Raw genomic sequence first — 21,482 nt, 5'->3', positions numbered from 1 at the left:
GGGTGCCCTCAGCGTGCCGGTGGAAGGTGAGCGGGGTGTTGATGGCCGGTTACGGGCGTGTTCCGGGAAACGTGATCGTGGACACATCGACCAGAACGTGTTCTAGTTCGCTCCGTGGACGACATCACCGCGATCTGCCAGCTGAAGTACCGCTACCTCCGGGCGCTCGACACCAAGCAGTGGGACGACTTCGAGTCCTGCTTCCAGCCCGACGCGACGGGCGACTACAACGGCCTGGTCTTCGAGGACCGGGCGGCGCTGGTGACCTACATGCGCGAGAACCTCGGCGAGGGCATGCTGACCCTGCACCAGGCGCACCACCCGGAGATCGCCGTCGACGGTGACGTCGCCACGGGCCGCTGGTACCTCCAGGACAAGGTCATCGTCGAGGCGTTCAAGTTCATGCTCGAGGGCGCGGCGTTCTACGAGGACCGGTACGTCCGCACCGGTGACGGTTGGCGGATCGCGCACACCGGCTACCAGCGCACCTACGAGATGACGTACGACCTCAGTGACCTCCCGGGCGTGAAGATCAGCGGGCCCGGCGTGCACACGCACGTCTGAGACGCGGCCCGGCGGGTCACGGCGCGGGCTCGGTCCAGGCGGTCTGCACGACCTCCACGCCGCGTTCGCGGGTGACCAGCCGGCCGCGGCCCGGTGGCGCCGGGACCGGGCGCAGGCCGCCGAGCAACGGACCCTCGTCGGGCGAGCCGGAGAGCAGCAGGCCGGGCGAGGCGAGGTCGCGCAGCGTCTGGACGGCCGGCTCGTGGAGCGCGCGCGCCGCGCCGCCGGTCCGCCGGGCGAGCACGAGGTGCAGACCGACGTCGCGGGCCTGCGCGAGCAGCGGCTGCAGCACGTGCAGCGGTGAGGTGTGCGAGGTGGCGACGAGGTCGTGGTCGTCGACGACGACGTACACCTCCGCCCCGGACCACCACGAGCGGCGCCGCAACTGCTCGGTCGTCACGCCGGGTCCGGGCAGCCGGCCCTGGAGGTACGCCGCGAGGTCCTGCAGCGCCGGGCCGGCCTGGGCGGCCGAGGACAGGTGGTCGAGCAGGTACGCGTCCGGCACCTCGCCCAGCAGCGAGCGCCGGTAGTCGACCAGGACGAGCTGGGCCTCCTGGGGCGTGCGGGTGCGCATCACCTCCCGCACGTAGGCGCGCAGCACGGAGCTCTTCCCCGACGTCCCCTCGCCGAGGACCAGCAGGTGCGGCGAGGTGTCGGGGTCGAGCCCCACCGGAGCCAGGTCCCGCTCGTCGAGACCGAGCAGCAGCCGACCGGTCGCCTCCGCCGTGCCCGCCAGCTCCCGCACCCGGTCCAGGCCGATCCGGTCCGGCAGGAGCCGCAGCTTCGGCCCGGGCGGTCCCGGCCAGGCGTCCCGCACCCGCGCCACGAGGTCGTCGACGCCGGCGCGGAGCGATCCGGCCTCGCCGACGCCGTCGATGCGCGGCAGCGCCGCGAGGACGTGGAGGGGCCCGGCCACGAGGCCGCGCCCGGGCCGGTCGGCGGGGACCAGGGCCGCCGCCCGGCGATCCACCTCCGAGTCGAGCGCCTCGCCCAGGCGCAGCTCGATCCGGGTCCCGAAGACGTCGCGCACGGTGGCCCGGAAGTCCGACCAGCGGGACGCACCGGCGACCACGTGCACCCCGAAGGTCAGGCCGCGCGTGGCCAGCTGCTGGATCTGCGCCTCGAGGTCCTCGAGGTCGGCCCGCAGGGTGCTCCAGCCGTCGACGACGAGGAACACGTCGCCCCAGCCGTCGTCCCAGTCCTGGTCCCGGCCGCGCGAGGTCCGGTAGGTCTCGATGGAGTCGATCCCGTGCTCGCGGAAGTACGACTCACGACGGTCGAGGATGCCGAGCACCTCGGCCAGGACGCGGCGTACGACGTCCGGCTCGGCGCGGGTGCCGACGCCGGCGACGTGCGGGAGTCCGGACAGCGGCGCGAAGGCGCCGCCGCCGAAGTCGAGGACGAAGAACTGCACCTCCAGCGGCGTCCGGGTCAGCGCCGTACTCGTGACGAGCGTGCGCAGCAGGGTGCTCTTCCCGCTGCGCGGGCCTCCGACGACCGCGACGTGACCGGCCGCCCCGCCGAGGTCGACGTCGAGGACGTCGCGGCGCTGCTCGCGTGGCCGGTCGACGACCCCGAGCGGTACCCGGAGTCCGGGTCGGCGGCGCCAGCGGTGCGACACCAGCCCGAGGACGGGGTCCGGGGCGAGGTCGCCCAGCAGCCGGTCGAGCGGTTCGGGGGCGTCGAGCGGCGGCAGCCAGACCCGGTGGGCGGCGGGACCTCGGCCCGCCATTGCCGCCACCGCGACGTCGAGGAGCGAGGCGTGCTCGACGGGTGTGGGCACGACCGGTTCGGGAGCGGGTGGCCCGGGCACCTCGGCGATCGTGAACGGCAGGATGCCGGGAGCGGGTACGACGTCGCCGGGTCCGGTACGACGGCCGCCGGAGACCGGTCCCGAGACGTAGGCGGACCGGAAGCGGACCAACGAGGTCGGGTCCGGCTTCAGGTAGCCGACTCCCGGGACGGACGGCAGCTCGTAGGCGTCCGGGACGCCGAGCACGGCGCGCGACTCCTGGGCGCTGAAGGTGCGCAGCCCGATCCGGTAGGACAGGTGGGACTCGAGGCCGCGCAGCCGGCCCTCCTCCAGTCGCTGCGAGGACAGCAGGAGGTGCAGCCCGAGCGAGCGCCCCAGCCGGCCGATCGCGACGAAGAGGTCGACCAGCTCGGGCTTCGCCGACAGCAGCTCCGAGAACTCGTCGACCACGACGAGCAGCGACGGGAGCGGGGCGAGGTCCGCGCCGTCGGACCGGGCGCGCGCGTGGTCGCGCACCGACGCGAGGTTGCCGGCCGCCCGGAGGAGCTCCTGCCGGCGCACCATCTCTCCGGAGAGCGCGTCCTGCATCCGGTCGACCAGGGTGAGCTCGTCGGCCAGGTTGGTGATCACGGCGGAGACGTGCGGCAGTCCCGCCATGCCGGCGAAGGTCGCACCGCCCTTGAAGTCGACCAGGACCAGGTTGAGCTGCTCGGGGGAGTGGGTCAGGGCCAGGCCCAGCACCAGGGTCCGGAGGAACTCGGACTTGCCCGACCCGGTCGCGCCGATCACCAGGCCGTGCGGACCCATGCCCTGCTGGGCCGACTCCTTCAGGTCGAGGTGGACCACCGACCCGTCCTCGCCGAGGCCGACGGGCACCCGGAGCCGGTCGCGGGCGGGTCGCGGCCGCCACCCGGCAGCCGGGTCGTCGAGCAGGTCGAGCAGGTCCACGGGGCCGTTCGTCGTCCCCGCGGGTCCTGCTGCGGAGGAGCTCGTCGATGCCAGCGGCGCCAGGCGGCGCGCGAACGCCTCCGCCGTCGCGAGGTCGCACTGGTCGGCTCGCCCCCGGAGCGGCTCCCCGTGCGGACCGGTCGCCACGACCAGAGGGTGCTCGCCGTCCTCGAGCAGCAGCCGCACCCGGCTCGGGTCCGTCGGCTGCTCGCCCGCGCCGGCGCGGGCGGCGAGGTCGAGGACCGTGACCCCCGCCAGGCCGCCGAGGGGTACGACGGGGTTGCCGGCCGGCAGCGGCAGGCCGTCGGTGACGAGCAGGACGTGCGGCCCCGGTGACCGCTCCGAGACTCCGAAGCGGGGCCGGTCCTCCAGGCAGGGCAGCAGGGCCGCGAGCTCGGCCAGCGATGTCGAGACCATCCGACGCGGGCCGACCGCGTCGTACGCCCGCGGGCTGGCCGCGTGCGGGAGCCACTTCACCCACTCCCAGTGCTCGATGCGCTCCGCGGAGGCGAGCACGGCGACGACGAGATGGTCGGGGGAATGGAGCGCGCTCGCCGAGCACAGCAGGCCTCGGGCGAGGGAACGGGCGGTCCGCTCCGGACCGTGCACCTCCACGGCGGCAAAGGCGCGCAGGTCGACCAGCGCGGGCAGGTCCCGCTGGACGCGGTGGACGGCGAGCAGACGGTGCAGGGCCGCCGCGGCGGCGGGGTCCGGTGCCCGGGAGGCATCCTCGGGCGGCACCAGCTCCAGCGCGAGCGGCTGATGCGACAGCCCGAAGCGGATCCGGAGGAAGTGCTCGTCGCCGGGCCGCAGTCGCCACAGGCGCGACCGGTCCCGCGCGAGCGCGGGCAGCGAGGTGGGCTCGGGATGCTGCCAGAGCTGCGCGCGACGCTGCTGGTCGGCGGCCTCCCGTGCCCGCTGCCGGACCCTCGCCAGGTGCTGGAGGTACTCCAGGCGGGCCGCGGTCACCGTGCGGGTGCGCTGCCTGCGCTGGCGGTCGATCTGCACGACGACGAAGCCGAGCGTCGCGAACAGGAAGAGGCCGGCCGCGAGGTAGCCGCGGCCACCCGCGGCGCCGCCCATCGTCGTGATCAGCAGGACCGAGCCGAGCCCGCCGAGCATGGGGATCGCGTTCATCAGCACCCCGGACGCACCCTCGTGCGGCTCCAGATCGGGAGGCGCACGCAGCACCAACCGACCCGACGGCGGCTCGGGGCGGCCGGCCGCGGCGCGCGTCAGCGTGGTCTCCATGACGACACGCTTCCTCGCGCGGGCCGGGCGAAACGGGCGCTGCGACGGCCTGTGGAGAGACGTTTCCGGTTGTCCCCGGGCCGCGTGAGGATGCCGATATCTCGGAGCGCGGCGATCCCCGCCGCCACGGGGGAAGGAGCAGACGACATGTCCGACGCAACCCCGGAGTTCGGTCAGGGCGAGCGATCCCTGTCCCGGGCCGCCACGCTGGTGGCCGATGCCAAGCGCGACCTCGACGGCTACGCCCGTCAGCTGGACGACCAGATCGGCGCCCTCCGGGGTCGCTGGGTCGGGCAGGGCGGCACGGCGTTCTTCGCCCTGCACCAGGCCTGGACGGAGAAGCAGCGCGTGATCGTGTCCGCCCTCGACGAGTTCGAGGCGTCCCTGGTCTCGACCGAGCACGACAACGTCGCGACCGACGAGACCCAGTCCGCCCACTACGTCCGCACGGCCGGCCGCCTCGACGGCGTCTGAGCGCCGGCACCCACACCCAGGAGGATCAGATGGACCTCGACGGCATCCGCGTCAACCACGCCGGCCTCGACCAGGCCGCCCAGGACCTGCGCACGAAGGTCATGGACATCGACCACCGGCTGGACCGGCTCGAGAGCGAGCTCGGTCCACTCCGTCACGAGTGGGCCGGCCACGCCCGCGCGGCGTACGACTCGGCGAAGGCACGCTGGGACGGGGCGATCCAGGAGCTGAAGGACCTCCTCGACGAGACCGGCCGCACCGTCGCGCAGTCGAACGCCGACTACGCCGCCGCCGACCGGCGGGGTGCGGAGGCGTTCCGGATCCGGGCCTGAGGAGCAGTGATGACGCAGGCACCCGCCGCTCGGCCGGTCGTCCTGCTGCGGGTCACGGTGACTTCTGGATCCCGCCGGGTCGACCTGCTGCTGCCCGGGTCGGTGCCGGTCGCCGAGCTGCTGCCCGAGCTCGCCCGCAGCGTGGGGCTGCTCGACGCCGGCCGCGCCCACGGCGGGTTCCGCCTGGTCACCGCCGCGGGCCGGGTCCTGTCCCCTGCCGACGCCTTGGAGCGTCAGGGCGTCGAGGACGGCGCCTTCCTCGCGGTCTGCGCGACGGCCGACGAGGCGCCGTCCCGCGTCCACGACGACGTCGCCGAGGCGCTGGCCGAGGCCGTCGGGACCGACCTGCGGCCGTGGCCACCGGAGGCAGGGCGGAGGGCCGGCCTCGGGGCGGCGACGTTGTCGATGGTGCTGGGGGCGATCGCCCTGCTGACGCTGGGCGACGTCCTGGCCGCGGGCGCCGTCTGTCTGGCCGGGGGCCTGCTCGCAGCGGCCGTGCTGCTCTCCCGGATCCGTCACGAGCGGGAGGCGGCGGTGGCGCTGGCCTGGACGAGCACGGCGTACGCCGCGGTCGCCGGCGTGCTGCTCGTGCCGGGTGCCTTCGTCGGGCCGCCGCTCGCCGGCGCCGGGGCCGGCGCGGTGACGGTCGGCCTGCTGGCGATCGCGGGGCTGGAGTCCGGACGCGCCCTGATGGTGCCGCCCGTGACGGTCGGGGTGGTCGCGCTCGGGACGGGGCTCCTGGTCGAGGTCACGGGCGTCGAGGAGGCGGTGGTGCTGAGCACCACCCTGGTCGTGGTGGTGCTCGCCGGCACCGTGCTCCCGTGGCTCGCCCTCGGCGCGACGGGCGTGGGCGTCGAGGGTGAACCCCGGCATGCGGCCGAGGTCGACGTGCAGCGGGTCCGAGCGGACGCGCGGGCGGCCTCCGAGCTGCTGGTCGCGACCTCCGCGGCGCTCGGTCTGCTGATGGTCCTGGTCCTGCCGTCCGCGGTCCGCCTCGGTGTCGCCGGCACCGCCCTGGCGCTGGTCTCGTGCGGCCTGGTGCTGCTCCGGACGCGGCAGCACCGCACGGGTGCGGAGGTGCGGGTCGGCCTGGGCTCCGGCCTGGCCGGCCTCGCCGTGGTGGCGGTCTCCGTCCTCGTCCGGTGGCCCGCCTGGCGACCCACGACGGCAGGGATCCTGGTGGTCGCCGGTGCGGTGCTGTTCGCCGCGACCCTGCTGAGTGTCCGGTGGCGGGTGCGCCGCCGCCGGCTCGGCGACCTCGCGGAGACGGTGGGGCTCGTGGCGCTGCTTCCCCTGCTCGTGCTGGCCTCGGGCCTGCCCTCCTCGCTCGGACGCTGAGCCGGTGCCGACCTCGCGCGACCTGGCCGAAGCCCAGGCCTTCGAGCGCCGGCGGCTCGTGACGGCGTTCGTCTCGGGTGCGCCCGGCGGCCCGGAGATCGAGCGGACCCGGCCCGTCCGCCCCGTCGTGGGCGGGGTCGCGCTCGCGGTGCTCCTGGTCGCCGGAGCGCTGGTCGCGCGGCTGCTGTCCGGGGGAGACCCGGCGGGCTGGGACCAGCCGGGCCTGGTGGTCTCCGAGGACACCGGCGAGCTCTTCGTCATCCTCGAGCAGCGGGAGGACCCGGTGCTCCACCCGGTGCCCGACGTGACCTCCGCGCGGTTGCTCCTCGGCCCCGACGCGGAGCCCCGGCCGGTGTCCGGGCGCACCATCGCCGCCCGGGAGCCGGGTCCGGAGCTCGGCGTTCCCGGCGCGCCACTGGTCCCCGACCCCGACCGTCTCGTCCGCAGTGGCTGGTCGGCGTGTGCGTCCGTGGATGCTGGGCTCGCGGTCGCGCTTGCCTCCGCGCCCGGCGTCCGTCCGGTCGCCGATCGCGGGTTCACGGTGGTCAGCGAGGGTCGGGTCTTCGTCGTGGCGCCCGGCCGCGCGGAGCCCGGCCGCCCCCAGGTCGCCTACCGCTACGCCCTGCCGCCCGACGTCGAGGCGGATCCGCTCCTCGCCGCGCTCGGCCTGCCGATCACCGCGGCGGCGCGGGTGGTCCCGGAGCGGTGGCTCCGGCTGTTCCCGTCCGGCGGCGACCTCGGCTTCGCCTCCCTGGGCCTCGACGGTTACGGCGACCCGGCTCCGGGTCAGGGGCCGGGCGGACTTCCCGTCGGTTCGCGGATCGGTCAGGTCGTCACCACGGACGGGGAGCACCTCCAGGTGCTCACGGCCTCCGGCCCCGCTGCGCTCGACCCGTTTGCGCGCGCCGTCTACGAGTACGCCGACCGGCCACCGCTCGCCGTACCACTGAGCCTCGAGCCGGTGATCCTGCCGGCCACGCCCCGCGTCCGGGGCGCGCTGCCGCCCTACGCCGGCGCGCACTGGCCGGCGGGTCCGCTCGGTGAGGAGCCGGGCGAGCCGTGCGCCCTCCTCGTCGCCGATGCCGACGAGCCGCCCGCCGTCCTGCTGGCCGCCGACCCGAGCGGGCCGGCGTCCGCCGCAGGCCTGGTCACCCCGACCGAGCGCATCCGGGTCGACCCGGGGCACGGGAGTCTCGCGCGACTCGACGACGGGTCGTCGTACCTCGTCGATGCGCGGGGCGCCGCCCACCCGCTGGTCGGGTCGGACACGGCGGACCGGCTGGGTCTGGGCGAGGTCCGCGCGTCCCGGGTGCCCGAGACGTGGATCGACCTCTTCGAGCATGGGGTCCCACTCTCGCGGGCGGCCGCCCTGTGCCCACCGGCCCGGACGGAGGAGCCGGAGTGCCGCTGACCAGGATGATCGAGGTCGGGACATACGAAAGGAGAGGCGTCCCCGCCTCTCCACTCTCAACTTATAGCCCACCCGGGGGCTTGCGGCAAGACCCCCGTGGACCCCCAGAATCGCCCGCCGTGACCACTGTCTTCGCCCTGCCCGAGCACCTGTCCGCCAAGGCCGACCCGGCGCTGATCGCCGCCGACGAGGAGCGCTTCGCCGCCATCGCCGAGAGCCTGGAGCGGTCGATCGCCGACCTGTCGCAGCGCCTCGACGCGGCGCGCCGCGAGCCGGGCGGCAGCGGCCAGGCGGCGCTGGAGCGTGACCAGGAGATCCACCGCCTGAGCGCCCGGCTGCGGACGCTGCGCCGCTTCGGGCTCGACCTGTGCCTCGGGCACCTGGTCCCCGCCGACGGCGACGAGCCCGTGTACGTCGGGCGCCTCGGTCTCACCGACAGCGCCGGACGCCGGCTGCTGCTCGACTGGCGCTCGCCCGCGGCGGAGCCGTTCTTCGGGGCGACGCACGCCGACCCGATGGGGCTGGCGAGCCGGCGCCGCTACCGCTGGACCCTCGGCCGCATCACGGACTACTGGGACGAGGTCTTCGCCGCCGACGAGTACGACGGGCACGCCGCCGCGCTCGACGACCAGTCGGCGTTCATCGCCAGCCTCGGCGCGGACCGGTCCGACCGGATGCGTGACGTGCTCGGCACCATCCAGGCCGACCAGGACGCGATCATCCGGGCGGGATCGCGCGGCGCGCTGGTCGTGGACGGTGGTCCCGGGACCGGCAAGACGGTCGTCGCGCTGCACCGCACAGCGTACCTCCTCTACGCGGACCCGCGCCTGGGTCACCGGCGGGGTGGCGTGCTGTTCGTGGGGCCGCACCAGCCGTACCTGAGCTACGTCGGCGACGTGCTGCCGAGCCTGGGGGAGGAGGGCGTGCAGACCGCGACCCTGCGCGACCTGGTCCCGGAGGGGGCCACGGCGGTGCCCGAGACCGACCCGGAGGTGGCCCGGCTGAAGTCGTCGGCGGAGCTGGTCCGGGCCATCGAACCGGCGGTCGCGCTCTACGAGGAGCCGCCGACCGAGGGGATGGTGGTGGAGACGCACTGGTCGGAGGTCTGGCTCGGCGCCGACGACTGGGCCGAGGCGTTCGGCTCGCCGGCGCCGGGGACGCCCCACAACGAGGCGCGCGACCAGGTCTGGGAGGAGCTGCTCACGATCCTGCTCGACAAGCACGAGACCGACGAGGAGGTCTCGGAGGAGCTGGTCCGCCGGTCCCTGGTGCGCAACGAGGAGCTGGTCGACGCGTTCGCCCGGGCCTGGCCGCTGCTCGAGCACACCGACCTCGTCGGCGACTTGTGGACGGTGCCGGCGTACCTGCGTCGGTGCGCGCCGGGCCTGGCCCCCGACGACGTACGACGCCTTCAGCGGCGCGACGCCCACGCGTGGACCGTGTCCGACCTGCCGCTCCTGGACGCGGCCCGCCAGCGGCTCGGCGACCCGGAGGCGTCCCGGCGACGTCGCCGGCAGCAGGCACGGGTCGCCGCCGAGCGCGCGGAGATGGACCGGGTGGTCGACCACCTGATCGCCACCGACGACTCGGAGATGAAGGTGATGTCGATGCTGCGCGTCTCGGACGCGCAGAGCGTCGTCGTCGACGAAGAGGTCCACGAGACCGGCGACCCGGACCTGCTCGCCGGTCCGTTCGCGCACGTGGTCGTCGACGAGGCGCAGGAGCTGACCGACGCCGAGTGGCAGATGGTGCTGTCGCGCTGCCCCTCGCGCAGCCTCACCATCGTCGGCGACCGGGCACAGGCCCGGCACGGCTTCGCCGAGACCTGGACCGAGCGCCTCGAGCGGATCGGCCTGGACCGCGTCGAGCTGGCCTCGCTGAGCATCAACTACCGGACGCCGGAGGAGGTGATGGTCGAGGCCGAGCCGGTCATCCGGGCAGCCCTGCCGGACGCCAACGTCCCCACCTCGGTGCGCAGCACCGGCGTACCCGTCCGGCACGGGTCGACGACGGACCTCGCCGGCGTGCTCCGCGACTGGCTCGCCGAGCACGCCGAGGGCACCGCCTGCGTGATCGGTGACCCGTCGTTCCAGCCGACCCCGCGGGTCCGCTCACTGACCCCCGAGCTCGCCAAGGGGCTGGAGTTCGACCTGGTCGTCCTCGTCGAGCCGGAGTCGTTCGGGACGGGCATCGAGGGCGCCGTCGACCGGTACGTCGCCATGACTCGCGCCACCCAGCGCCTCGTCGTCCTCAGCGGGGCCTGACTCCGGCGAACGGCGACTCCTGCGCGTCCCGGCCCCGGGTCCTGAGCGACGGCAGGATCCGGGTGCACGAGGTGGACGAGACGGTGCAGCGCACGTAGCGATGACCCGTCCGGAACGCGTGGTCCGGATCCTCCCTGTCGACGCCGGTCCAGGCGCTGGTCAGGAAGGAGTCGGATCCCGGCTCCCACGTCGGCGCGCGCGAGCCCAGCGCATCGCTGAAGAGGTCACCTCGGTAGCGCGCGACCACCCTGCCGGTGCTCGCCCGTCGTACCCGGATGTCCGAGGTGGCCGACATCTCCAGGTACACCTCCTGGGGAGGCGGCGCGGTCGTCACGAAGCGGCCGTCGGGCGACCACGTCAGGACCGCCTCGTCGCGGTCGGTGTACCAGCTGCGCCTCCGGGCCCCCGGGATCGGACGGACCAGCTGACGCCGTCCCGCGGGGACGACGACCTGCCGCGTCCGCAGGTTCGCCAGTGCCAGGTGCCAGTTCATGCCGGCGTACCCGGGCATGAAGCGTGCGGGAGGGGTGGTGGCGGAGCGGGTGATCCGGCCGGAGTCGACGGCCCACCACAGCAGTCGCCCCGTCCCCCGGCCGTCGTAGTACGTCGGAGGCTGCCAGAGCAGCGCTCGACGTCCCTGGATGGCGAGCACCTTCCCCGGCAGCGGGTCGGCCGCGCTCCTCGTTCGGACGACCCGGCCGTCCGGGACACGGGCGACCAGCACCGACTGCGCGGAGGAGAAGGTGGTGAAGGCCACCAGTCGGCCGTTCTCCGACGCCACCGCCTGCTCCGTGGACCACCGTCGGGCGGACGGCCGGTCGCTGCCGCGCAGGAACAGACGGCGCCGCCCGGAGTCGGAGACGAAGTAGATGTCCCCGCGGCCCGGCCTCCGTGCCTGGGACCGGGCGACCGAGACGAGGTGACCGCCCGCGACGCGCAGCGGATGCTCGATCGGCCGCCGGAAGCGGACGCGCGAGCCGTCCGGGCGCACCAGAGCGGTGCCGTCGACGTACGCGACCCGGGGGCGGCGGCCGACCGGGAGGTGGTCGGCCACGACGACCGCGGGAGCGGTGCCGCGACGGTGGTCGTCCCTCGCCTGGGCCGGAGCGGCCGGGAGGCTCAGCAGGAGGCCGCCGACAGCTGCGGCGACGGTGACGGTTCGGATGCTCATGTCCGTTCCGATGCACGCGCGGGCCGATCGGTTCGCGCCGCGAACGCGGAACGGCGCCGACACGAGGTGTCGGCGCCGTTCCGGTGGCGGAGGATAGGGGATTCGAACCCCTGAGGGCTATTAACCCAACCCGCTTTCCAAGCGAGCGCCATAGGCCACTAGGCGAATCCTCCGCCGAGGAGCGTACCGGTCGCTGTGGACGGGGGCGAAATCCCCTCCGCCTCGGGCGTCCCGGGCGGTGCCACCCTCGCTTTGGTCGCCCCCGGAGGGCTCCCCTACACTCGTGCCCAACCCCCCGTGTGGCGGCATCTCGCCCAACTCCCCCAGGGCCGGAAGGCAGCAAGGGTAAGTGAGCTCTGTCGGGTGCACGGGGGGCCTTTTCATGCCCGGTCCCGCCGTCGTACGCCGCCCGCTACCGACTGTCGGAGCCGGTCGTTAGGGTTCCTACGTGGAGTCCCCCCTCGCGCTGTACCGCCGCTACCGGCCGGAGACGTTCGCCGAGGTCATCGGCCAGGATCACGTGACCGAGCCGCTGCGGTCCGCCCTGGCCAACAACCGGGTCAACCACGCCTACCTGTTCTCCGGCCCGCGTGGCTGCGGCAAGACCACCTCGGCGCGGATCCTGGCCCGCGCGCTCAACTGCGAGAAGGCGCCGGTCGCGGACCCGTGCGGGGAGTGCGAGAGCTGCCGCGACCTGGCCCGGGGTGGTCCGGGGTCCATCGACGTCATCGAGATCGACGCGGCCTCGCACGGCGGCGTGGACGACGCCCGCGACCTGCGCGAGAAGGCGTTCTTCTCGCCGGTGCGCAGCCGCTACAAGGTCTACATCATCGACGAGGCGCACATGGTGACGACGCAGGGCTTCAACGCCCTGCTGAAGCTGGTCGAGGAGCCGCCGCCGCACCTGCGCTTCATCTTCGCCACGACCGAGCCGGAGAAGGTGCTGCCGACCATCCGGTCGCGCACCCACCACTACCCGTTCCGGCTGATCCCGCCGCGGCTGCTCTCGTCGTACCTCTCCGAGCTGTGCGCGAAGGAGCAGGTCGCCATCGAGCCGGCCGCGCTGCCGCTGGTGGTTCGGGCCGGTGCCGGGTCGGCGCGCGACACGCTCTCCGTGCTCGACCAGCTGCTCGGCGGCTCCGGCCCCGCTGGCGTCACCCACGAGCTCGCGACCGGCCTGCTGGGCTACACCCCCGACACGCTGCTCGACGAGGTGGTCGACGCGTTCGCTGCCGCCGACGGCGCCGCGGTCTTCGGCGTGATCGACAAGGTCATCGAGACCGGCCAGGACCCGCGCCGCTTCACCGAGGACCTGCTGCGCCGTCTGCGCGACCTGGTGATCGTCGCCGCCGTCCCGGAGGCGACCGCGTCCGGGCTCATCGACGTCTCCGAGGACCAGGGAGACCGGCTGGTCGCCCAGGCGGCGCGCTTCGGCGCGGCCGAGCTGAGCCGTGCTGCCGACCTCGTCGCGATCGGGCTGACCGAGATGCGCGGCGCCACCGCGCCGCGGCTGCTGCTCGAGCTGATCTGCGCCCGGGTGCTGCTGCCGGGCGCCGACCACTCGACCGCCGGCCTGATGGCCCGCATCGACCGGCTCGAGAAGCGGCTCACCATCACCGGGGTGCCGTCCGCCGCCGCGACGCCCCAGGCCGTGCCCGCGCCGCCCGCCCAGGACCGGCCTGCCGACGTGAGCGTCGCCTCCGACCGCGCGAGCGAGGCCGCCCCGCCGCCCACGCCGCCGGTCGAGAGTCGGCGTCCCGTCGACCCGCCCGCGGCGCCCGAGCGCGAGCCCGAGCAGGCACCGCAGGCGCGGCCCGAGCCGCCGGCCCCGGTCGCGCCGACACCCGAGCCCGTCGCGGCCCCGGTCGCCCCGCCGACGGCACCGGCCCCGGCGGCAGCAGCTCCCGCCGCTGACCCGGCCGCGGGCGGCGGGCTCTCCCTGGTCGACGTACGCCGCCTGTGGCCCGACATCGTCGAGGCCACCAAGCTGCGCCGCCGGGTCGCCTGGATGATCCTCACCCAGAACTGCCAGGTGGTCTCGATCGAGGGCCGGGTGCTGACGATCGGGTTCTCGAACGCCGGCGCCCGCGACTCCTTCGTCGCCGGCGGCTGCGACGAGGTCTTCCGCCAGGCGGCCATCGACGTCGTCGGGGCCGACTGGAAGATCGACACCATCGTCGATCCCGGCACCCAGCCCGGCTCGGGCGGCGCCCCGGCGACGCCGCACCCGCCTGCCGGTCAGCCGGAGCCCGCCGCGCCCGCGGCCCCGGTCGACCACGCCGCCGCGCCACCCGCCGACGCGGCCCCGCCCGCCCCCGACGCGCCGCCGGACTGGGCGGCTCCCGAGCCTGCGCCGGAGCGTCCCGGTCCCGACGCCATCGCCCTGGCCCGCGAGGCCGTCCAGCAGACCCGTCCGGCGGGCGTGGAGACGCCGCGCCCGGAGGACACCACCGGGGCCGACGCCGACGCCCACGCCCATCGCGACGACCTCGACGCCGACGACGGCGAGCTCGGCGGGGCCGAGCTGCTGGCCCGCGAGCTCGGCGCGCGGATCGTCGAGGAGATCCCCCACCAGTGACGTTCGTCCGACCACTCCAGCCCCACGAGGTGACCCCATGACCCAGAACCCCTTCGACGCCCTCGGCGGCGGTGGCTTCGACATGAACGCCCTGCTCCAGCAGGCCCAGCAGATGCAGAGCCAGCTGCAGGAGGCGCAGCAGCGACTCGCCGAGACCACGGTCGACGGCACGGTCGCGGGCGGCGCGGTGACCGTGCGGGTCAGCGGGGTGGGCGAGCTGGTCGGCGTCGAGATCAAGGCCGGCCAGTTCGACGGCTCCGACGCCGACGACCTCTCCGACCTCGGCGACATGGTCGTGGCCGCCTACCGCGACGCGAAGGCCCAGGCCGACGCGCTCGCCGGCGAGGCGCTCGGCCCGCTGGCCGGCGGACTGCCCGGCGGCGACCAGCCCGGTGGCCCGGGCGGCGGACTCCCGGGCCTCGGCCAGCTGGGGTTCTGAGTTGTACGAAGGCGTCGTCCAGGACCTGATCGACGAGCTCGGCCGGCTGCCGGGCGTCGGTCCCAAGAGCGCGCAGCGGATCGCGTTCCACCTGCTCCAGGCCGACCCGGTCGACGTGCGTCGGCTGGCCGACGTACTCATCGAGGTCAAGGCCAAGGTGAAGTTCTGCAACGTCTGCTTCAACGTGTCCGAGGACGAGCAGTGCCGGATCTGTCGCGACCCGCGTCGCGACCCCACGGTGCTGTGCGTCGTCGAGGAGTACAAGGACGTCGTCGCCATCGAGCGGACCCGCGAGTACCGCGGCCGCTACCACGTGCTGGGCGGCGCCATCTCGCCGATCGACGGCATCGGGCCCGAGCAGCTGCGCATCCGCGAGCTGATGACCCGGCTCGCCGACGGCACCATCACCGAGACCATCCTCGCCACCGACCCGAACCTCGAGGGCGAGGCCACCGCGACGTACCTCACCCGCATGCTCAAGCCCCTCGGGTTGCGCGTCACCCGTTTGGCGAGTGGACTGCCGGTGGGTGGTGACCTGGAGTACGCCGACGAGGTCACCCTGGGACGAGCCTTCGCAGGGAGACGATCCGCAGATGACTGACACCACCGAGAGCCACGAGTTCGCCCAGCAGATCGCCGACCAGGTCGAGAGCTTCCTGGTCGCCCTGCAGGCCATCTCGCGCGACGAGGAAGGCGGGGCCGCGATCTCGCTGCTGCTGCTCGAGGTCAGCCAGCTGCTGCTGGCCGGGGCCCGCCTCGGCGCGCAGGCCGACTTCGAGCCGGCCCAGGAGTACCAGCCCGACGTCGGCCCGGACCCCGACCTCGACGCGATGCGGCTCCGGTTGGCCCGCCTCCTCGACCCGGTCGACACCTACACCTACGTCTTCGACCCCTACGACCCCGAGCTGGTCACCGCCAACCTCTCCGACGAGCTGACCAGCATCGCCACCGACGTGGCCAACGGCCTGCGCCACTTCCGCAACGGCGACGTCGCCGAGGCGCTGTGGTGGTGGCAGTTCTCCTACGTCTCCTCGTGGGGCACCAGCGCCGGCACCGCCCTGCGGGCGCTGCACTCGATCGTCACCCACGCCCGCCTCGACACCGACGACGAGGTCGACGCCGAGCAGGTGGCGGCCGCCGATGAGATGCTGGCGGGCGAGCACCTCACGGGCCGGTAAACTCGAGCGCGGCCGTCACCCCGTCTGGCGCAGGCTGAGTCCTGTCGGCGGCCCGCCGTACACACCGACCTCGAGGAAGCACCGTGGGCATTGTCGTGCAGAAGTACGGCGGCTCGTCCGTCGCTGATGCGAACGGCATCAAGCGCGTCGCGCAACGGATCGTCAACACCCGCAAGGCCGGCCACGACGTCGTCGTGGTGGTCTCCGCGATGGGCGACACGACCGACGAGCTCCGGGACCTGGCCGAGCAGGTGACGCCGCTGCCGCCGCCGCGCGAGCTGGACATGCTGCTCACCGCGGGTGAGCGGATGTCGATGGCGCTGGTCGCGATGGCGATCGCCCAGCTGGGCCACAAGGCGCAGTCCTTCACCGGCTCCCAGGCGGGCGTGATCACCGACTCCGCCCACGGCCGGGCGAAGATCATCGACATCACGCCGGGCCGCATCGAGGCCGCGATCAAGGACGGCGCGATCGCGATCGTCGCCGGCTTCCAGGGCGTCTCCCAGGACACCAAGGACGTCACGACCCTGGGTCGCGGTGCCTCCGACACGACCGCGGTCGCGCTGGCCGCCGCGCTCGGCGCCGACGTCTGCGAGATCTACAGCGACGTCGACGGCGTGTTCACCGCCGACCCGCGGATCGTGCCCGCCGCCCGCAAGCTCGACCGCCTCTCCACCGAGGAGATGCTCGAGATGGCGGCCTCCGGCGCCAAGATCCTCCACCTGCGGTGCGTCGAGTACGCCCGTCGCTACAACATGCCCGTCCACGTGCGCTCGTCCTTCTCACAGAAGGAAGGCACCTGGATCATCCCCGACGCACAGGGAGCTCAGATGGAACAGGCGATCATCGCGGGCGTCGCCCACGACCGCAGCGAGGCCAAGATCACCGTGGTCGGCGTGCCCGACAAGGTCGGCGAGGCCGCCCGCATCTTCGAGGCGCTCGCCACCACCGAGGCCAACCTCGACATGATCGTCCAGAACGTCTCCGCCGCCGCCACCGGCCGCACCGACATCTCCTTCACGCTGCCGCGGGCCGACGGCCAGACCGCGATGACCGCGCTGGCGCGGATCCAGGACGAGGTCGGCTACGAGCAGCTGCTCTACAACGACCAGGTCGGCAAGGTGTCGCTGATCGGCGCCGGCATGCGCTCGCACCCGGGCATCACCGCGAAGTTCTTCGCCTCGCTCGCCGCCGCCGGCGTCAACATCGAGATGATCTCCACCTCCGAGATCCGGATCTCGGTGATCGTCGCCGACGCCCAGGTCGACGAGGCCGTCCGCGCCACCCACTCCGCCTTCGACCTGGACGCCGAAGAGGTCGAGGCCGTGGTCTACGGGGGCACCGGACGATGAGCAGGCTCAACATCGGCGTCGTCGGCGCGACCGGACAGGTCGGCGTCGCCATGCGCCAGATCCTGGAGGAGCGGGACTTCCCGGTCGACCAGATCCGGTTCTTCGCCTCGGCCCGCTCCGCCGGCAAGGTGCTCCAGTACGCCGGCCGCGAGATCGTCGTCGAGGACTCCGAGACCGCCGACCCGGCCGGTCTCGACGTCGCGCTGTTCTCGGCCGGCGCCACCGCCTCGCGCGCCTTGGCCCCGAAGTTCGCCGACGCCGGCGTGATCGTCGTCGACAACTCCAGCGCCTTCCGCAAGGACCCGGCCATCCCGCTGGTCGTCTCCGAGGTCAACCCCGACGCCGCCGCGTCGGTGATCGCGGCCGGCCGCGGCATCATCGCCAACCCCAACTGCACCACCATGGCCGCGATGCCCGCGCTCAAGGTGCTGCACGAGGAGGCCGGGCTGGTCCGGCTGGTCGTGTCGACCTACCAGGCCGTCTCCGGCTCCGGCATCGCCGGCGTCGAGGAGCTGGCCACCCAGGTCGCCTCGGCGGGCGACAAGGCCCGCGAGCTGGCGTACGACGGATCGGCCGTGACCTTCCCCGAGCCGGTGAAGTACGCCCGCACCATCGCCTACAACGTGCTGCCGCTGGCCGGCTCGATCGTCGACGACGGCCTGAACGAGACCGACGAGGAGCAGAAGCTCCGCAACGAGTCCCGCAAGATCCTCGGCATCCCCGAGCTGAAGGTGTCGGGCATCTGCGTGCGCGTCCCGGTCTTCACCGGGCACTCGCTGTCGGTCAACGCCGAGTTCGCGAACCCGCTGTCGGTCGAGCGTGCCACCGAGCTGCTGGCGAGCGCACCGGGCGTCGAGCTGTCCGACATCCCGAACCCGCTCCAGGCGGCCGGCCAGGACCCGTCGTACGTCGGGCGCCTCCGGCAGGACGAGGGCGTCGACGGGGGTCGCGGGCTGGCGATGTTCATCAGCAACGACAACCTGCGCAAGGGTGCGGCGCTCAACACCGTGCAGATCGCGGAGCTGGTCGCGGCCGCGCGCTGATCACTCCCGCGCGGGCTCGATGACCGCGGTGGTGACCCAGTGGCTGGCGGCGTACGTCGCCATCGAGACCACGGGGATCACCGCGACCATCCACCAGGAGTCGAGCGACTCCACGAGGAAGACCAGCGCGATCACGGCGAGCAGCCCGACGGCCAGGAAGCTGGTGCTGCCCGGGTCCGGCACGCCGGCCCGGCGCAGCAGCGCGCCTCCGGCCAGGACGGCGACGACCAGGATCGCGAGGATCAGCGGGTAGCCCGCTCCGCCGCACGACGACGTGCCCTGGACCGCTTCGCACGTCTGCTGCCCGCCGGCGGTCAGCAGCACCAGCAGCAGGCCGACCAGGAGCCCGGTGACGAGGGCTGCGGCCAGGCCGGTGAGGACGGGGGCGTGGACCGTCCGGGGAGCCGGGGCCGTCAGGGTCCGGGTGGAGCCCGGCTCGACCTCGTCGGCGAAGAGCGGCGCGGGCTCGACCGGCTGCGGCTGGGGGACCGGATCCGGGACGGGATCGGGGATCGGCACCGGGGTGGGGGAGGGCTCCGGCGTCGGGACCGGCCGGGGGACCGGGTCGGGCGCGGGCTCCGACGCCAGCACGTCCGTGGGCTGCTCGTCGGCGGTCGGCTCCGGCGCAGGCTCGGCCTTCGTCCGGCGTCGGCGCCGGAACAACGAGGGCGGCTCCAGGGACGGCGCGCCCGGGTCGCGGTCGTCGGCTGACATACGGCCAGTGTGTCAGACGGCACATCGAGCGCGGGTCGCTCGCACGACCACCGGGACCACGGTCAGCAGCGGCAGGGCGAGCACACCGGCGCTGAGCAGGAGGTACGACGGCACGTCGACCGGCGGGACCGCGGGGCCGAGCATCCCGAACCCGACGCCGAGCACCGCGGGCATCACGGCCACGCTGCCGATCAGCCAGGCCAGGCCGCCGGTCAGCAGCGCCTCGACGGCGGCCATCCGGACCAGCTGCGCGCGGGTGGCGCCGGTGCGTCCGTAGAGCCCGAGCTCGGTACGCCGCCGGGCGGTCACCATGACCAGCGTGTTGGCGGCGGCGAGGAACACGAAGGCCAGCAGGGCGAGCAGCAGCACGGTGGAGAGCCGGCGTTCGGCGCTGCTCGCCGAGGTGGCGCTCTCGGCGTACGACGCCGGGCTCGTCGCGGTCAGCCCGAGCCCGGAGAGCCGCTCCCGGACCTCGTCGGCGGCTCCGGGCGCGGCGTCGACCAGCAGCGCCTCGGACGTCCTGTCCGAACGGTGCCCGGCGGGCGCGTCGGGTCCGACCAGGTAGTCCCCGAAGCCGAGTCCGCGCTCGTACACGGCGACGACCCGGAGCCGGTCGGTGCTCCCGTCGGGCCAGCGCAGCGGGACGGTCCCCCCGAGACGGAAGCCGGTGTCGAACGTCGCGTCGCCGCTGATCGCGACGGTCCCCGGCTCGGCCAGGTCGGCGAGCGATCCCGAGCTCACCTCGGGATCGACGAGGAGACCGGTCGCGCCGGGCACGAGCGACCGCACGACCGCGGGCTCCCAGGCCAGGGCGTCGAGCACGCCGTCCAGGTCGGCGTCGGTCCGCACCCGGGCGGGCGCGCCGGCGATGAGCGTCGTGTCGGCGACGCCGGGGAGGTCCGCGACCTCGCTCACCCGGGAGGGTGCGGCGACGACCAGGTCGGCGGCCAGGCCGTCGGTCAGCTGTGCGCGGGTGGCCTCGGCGACCGTGCGGTCGACGGTGGTCTGGGCGGTACCGGCGGTGAGTGCGAGGGCCAGCGGGACGACGACGATCGTGAGCCGCTGCGAGAACCCGCGGAGGTTGGCGGTCGCGAGCCGCCCGGCGGGTCCGAGGAGGTGGTCCCAGCGGGCAGCTCCGGAGAACGCCCGGCTGAGGAGCAGCGGACCGGCGAGTGCGGCGGCGCCCACGAGGAGGAAGGCCGAGGTCGCGGCGCTCGCGCTGCCGATCGTGCCGGGTACGACGAGCGGGCTGAACGCCGCCACGAGGCCGAGCAGACCGACCGCGAGCGCCGCGAGGCGTCGTACGGCGCCGACCGTGCGGGCCTCGACGGCGCTGGCCCGGACGGCCTGGCCCGGCGCGGCCCGCAGCGTCTCCCGGGCGGCGACCCGGGCGGAGAGCCAGGCGACCGGGAGCACCACCGCGACGGCGCCGAGGACGGGCAACGGGCTGAGGGCGAGCGTGCCCCCCGCCGAGATCGCGCCCGCGTCCCGAAGGATCGGGGTCAGGAACCGGGACAGCACGACGCCCGCGACCGCCCCGAGTGGCGCCGCGACCACGCCGACCAGGAGCACCTCGGCCCCGATCAGCGCGCGCAGCTGGGCGCGGGTGGCGCCGACGGTGCGCAGGAGGGCGAGCTCCCGGCGTCGGCCGCGCAGCGCGAGGGAGACCGTGGCGGCCACGACCAGCACGACGACCATGCTGACGGTGCCGGAGAACGAGCTCGCCAGCACCAGGAGGAATCCGCCGTCGGCGCCCCGGAGCCCGGACTCGGCGAGCACCCCGGCGACGGCCAGCAGCACCCCGGCGAGACCGAGCACCAGGCCGGTGCCCGTCAGGCCGCCGCGGTGCGCCCACGCGCTGCGGCGGGCGAGGGGCCAGAGGTCGCTCATCGTGCTCACCGCCCCAGCCCGAGCATCCGCGCGGCGACCTGCTCCGCATCGGGCCGCTCGAGCTCGTCGACCAGCAGGCCGTCGGCGAGGAACAGCACCCGGTCGGCCGCTGCCGCGACCTGGGGATCGTGGGTGACGACCACGACGGTCTGGCCGAGCGCGCGGGCGGTGGAGCGGAGGACGTCGAGGACCACGGCGGCCGAGCGGGAGTCCAGGGCGCCCGTGGGCTCGTCGGCGAAGACGACGTCGGGGCGGGTGTAGAGCGCGCGGGCGATGGCCACCCGTTGGGCCTGGCCGCCGGACAGCTCGCCCGGCAGGCGCTGCTCCAGGCCGGCCAGCCCGACGGTCCCGAGCAGCCGGGCGAGCCACTCGACGTCCGGCGTACGGCCGGCGAGGACCACCGGGAGGGTGATGTTGTCGATGACCGTGAGGTGGTCGACGAGGTTGTAGGCCTGGAAGACGAAGCCCACGTGGTCGCGCCGGAAGCGGGTGAGCGCGTCGGGGGAGAGGGTGCTGATGTCGCGCTCACCGACGACCACCCGGCCGCTGGTGGGTAGGTCGAGCCCGGCCGCGCATGCGAGCAGGGTGGACTTGCCCGAGCCCGACGGACCCATGACGGCGGTGAACGAGCCGTTGGTCAGGCTCAGCGAGACACCGCGCAGCGCGGGCACCGGGTCCGTGCGGTGCGGGTAGGACTTGTGCAGGTCGACGAGGCGTACGACGGTGCGCGTCGCGACGCCGAGCGCCGGGTCGGAGTGCTGGATCGTCATGCCGCCACGCTA

Annotated in this window: 17 protein-coding genes, 1 tRNA gene and 1 other RNA gene; 13 read left to right on the top strand and 6 right to left on the bottom strand. The window is 74.4% G+C overall.

The window, feature by feature from the left end:
- The first annotated feature begins 114 nt into the window (after positions 1-114).
- A complete protein-coding gene (locus VMF51_RS06035) occupies positions 115-564 on the top strand; it encodes a nuclear transport factor 2 family protein (protein WP_325473505.1) in 450 nt (149 codons plus the stop codon).
- Positions 565-580: 16 nt separating this feature from the next.
- Here the strand turns inward: VMF51_RS06035 and eccCa are convergent, their stop codons facing one another.
- Positions 581-4,516, bottom strand: a complete 3,936-nt coding sequence (gene eccCa, locus VMF51_RS06030; RefSeq protein ID WP_325473504.1) for a type VII secretion protein EccCa — start codon at positions 4,514-4,516, stop codon at positions 581-583.
- A gap of 147 nt (positions 4,517-4,663) precedes the next feature.
- Here eccCa and VMF51_RS06025 point away from each other — a divergent pair, with 147 nt between their 5' ends.
- From VMF51_RS06025 to helR, 5 genes are all read left to right on the top strand, one after another.
- The gene (locus VMF51_RS06025) at positions 4,664-4,990 is read left to right on the top strand and encodes a WXG100 family type VII secretion target (RefSeq protein WP_325473503.1); all 327 of its coding nucleotides are present in this window, start codon (positions 4,664-4,666) and stop codon (positions 4,988-4,990) included.
- A gap of 29 nt (positions 4,991-5,019) precedes the next feature.
- Entirely contained in the window at positions 5,020-5,322 is a 303-nt protein-coding gene (locus VMF51_RS06020) for a WXG100 family type VII secretion target (protein WP_325473502.1), read from the top strand.
- 9 nt (positions 5,323-5,331) lie between these two features.
- On the top strand, positions 5,332-6,660 hold the full coding sequence (gene eccD, locus VMF51_RS06015; RefSeq protein ID WP_325473501.1) for a type VII secretion integral membrane protein EccD: 1,329 nt from the start codon (positions 5,332-5,334) through the stop codon (positions 6,658-6,660).
- A 4-nt stretch (positions 6,661-6,664) separates the two neighbouring features.
- Positions 6,665-8,071: a type VII secretion protein EccB gene (locus tag VMF51_RS06010; RefSeq protein ID WP_325473500.1), complete on the top strand. Its 1,407-nt coding sequence runs from the start codon at positions 6,665-6,667 to the stop codon at positions 8,069-8,071.
- Between the two features lie 119 nt (positions 8,072-8,190).
- Entirely contained in the window at positions 8,191-10,335 is a 2,145-nt protein-coding gene (gene helR, locus VMF51_RS06005; protein ID WP_325473499.1) for an RNA polymerase recycling motor ATPase HelR, read from the top strand.
- Here the strand turns inward: helR and VMF51_RS06000 are convergent.
- On the bottom strand, positions 10,322-11,506 hold the full coding sequence (locus VMF51_RS06000) for a hypothetical protein (RefSeq protein WP_325473498.1): 1,185 nt from the start codon (positions 11,504-11,506) through the stop codon (positions 10,322-10,324). The two genes, helR and VMF51_RS06000, sit on opposite strands and share 14 nt — an antisense overlap.
- A gap of 84 nt (positions 11,507-11,590) precedes the next feature.
- A tRNA-Ser gene (locus VMF51_RS05995) sits at positions 11,591-11,679 on the bottom strand.
- A gap of 116 nt (positions 11,680-11,795) precedes the next feature.
- Here VMF51_RS05995 and ffs point away from each other — a divergent pair.
- From ffs to VMF51_RS05960, 7 genes are all read left to right on the top strand, one after another.
- Positions 11,796-11,886, top strand: an RNA gene (gene ffs / locus VMF51_RS05990) — signal recognition particle sRNA small type.
- Positions 11,887-11,954: 68 nt separating this feature from the next.
- Positions 11,955-14,084, top strand: a complete 2,130-nt coding sequence (locus VMF51_RS05985; RefSeq protein ID WP_325473497.1) for a DNA polymerase III subunit gamma and tau — start codon at positions 11,955-11,957, stop codon at positions 14,082-14,084.
- Between the two features lie 37 nt (positions 14,085-14,121).
- Positions 14,122-14,523: a YbaB/EbfC family nucleoid-associated protein gene (locus VMF51_RS05980; RefSeq protein ID WP_325473496.1), complete on the top strand. Its 402-nt coding sequence runs from the start codon at positions 14,122-14,124 to the stop codon at positions 14,521-14,523.
- A 1-nt stretch (position 14,524) separates the two neighbouring features.
- Positions 14,525-15,124: a recombination mediator RecR gene (gene recR / locus VMF51_RS05975; RefSeq protein WP_325473495.1), complete on the top strand. Its 600-nt coding sequence runs from the start codon at positions 14,525-14,527 to the stop codon at positions 15,122-15,124.
- A complete protein-coding gene (locus tag VMF51_RS05970; protein ID WP_325473494.1) occupies positions 15,117-15,701 on the top strand; it encodes a DUF5063 domain-containing protein in 585 nt (194 codons plus the stop codon). Before recR ends, VMF51_RS05970 begins: the two co-directional genes overlap by 8 nt.
- An 83-nt stretch (positions 15,702-15,784) precedes the next feature.
- Entirely contained in the window at positions 15,785-17,053 is a 1,269-nt protein-coding gene (locus VMF51_RS05965; RefSeq protein WP_325473493.1) for an aspartate kinase, read from the top strand.
- Entirely contained in the window at positions 17,050-18,096 is a 1,047-nt protein-coding gene (locus VMF51_RS05960; protein ID WP_325473492.1) for an aspartate-semialdehyde dehydrogenase, read from the top strand. The genes VMF51_RS05965 and VMF51_RS05960 overlap by 4 nt, the downstream gene beginning before the upstream one ends.
- Here the strand turns inward: VMF51_RS05960 and VMF51_RS05955 are convergent, their stop codons facing one another.
- From VMF51_RS05955 to VMF51_RS05945, 3 genes are read right to left on the bottom strand one after another with little or no spacing between them, the layout of a single operon-like run.
- Entirely contained in the window at positions 18,097-18,810 is a 714-nt protein-coding gene (locus tag VMF51_RS05955; RefSeq protein WP_325473491.1) for a hypothetical protein, read from the bottom strand.
- Between the two features lie 12 nt (positions 18,811-18,822).
- Positions 18,823-20,700 (bottom strand): ABC transporter permease, encoded by a 1,878-nt coding sequence (locus VMF51_RS05950; protein ID WP_325473490.1) that lies wholly within the window; start codon positions 20,698-20,700, stop codon positions 18,823-18,825.
- 5 nt (positions 20,701-20,705) lie between these two features.
- On the bottom strand, positions 20,706-21,470 hold the full coding sequence (locus VMF51_RS05945) for an ABC transporter ATP-binding protein (protein WP_325473489.1): 765 nt from the start codon (positions 21,468-21,470) through the stop codon (positions 20,706-20,708).
- Positions 21,471-21,482: the final 12 nt, after the last annotated feature.

Source organism: Nocardioides sp. (genome assembly GCF_035503875.1).
In the GTDB taxonomy this organism is placed as follows: domain Bacteria; phylum Actinomycetota; class Actinomycetes; order Propionibacteriales; family Nocardioidaceae; genus Nocardioides.
Note: the sequence above shows the minus strand (reverse complement) of the source record. Positions and strands in the feature narration are given on the sequence as shown.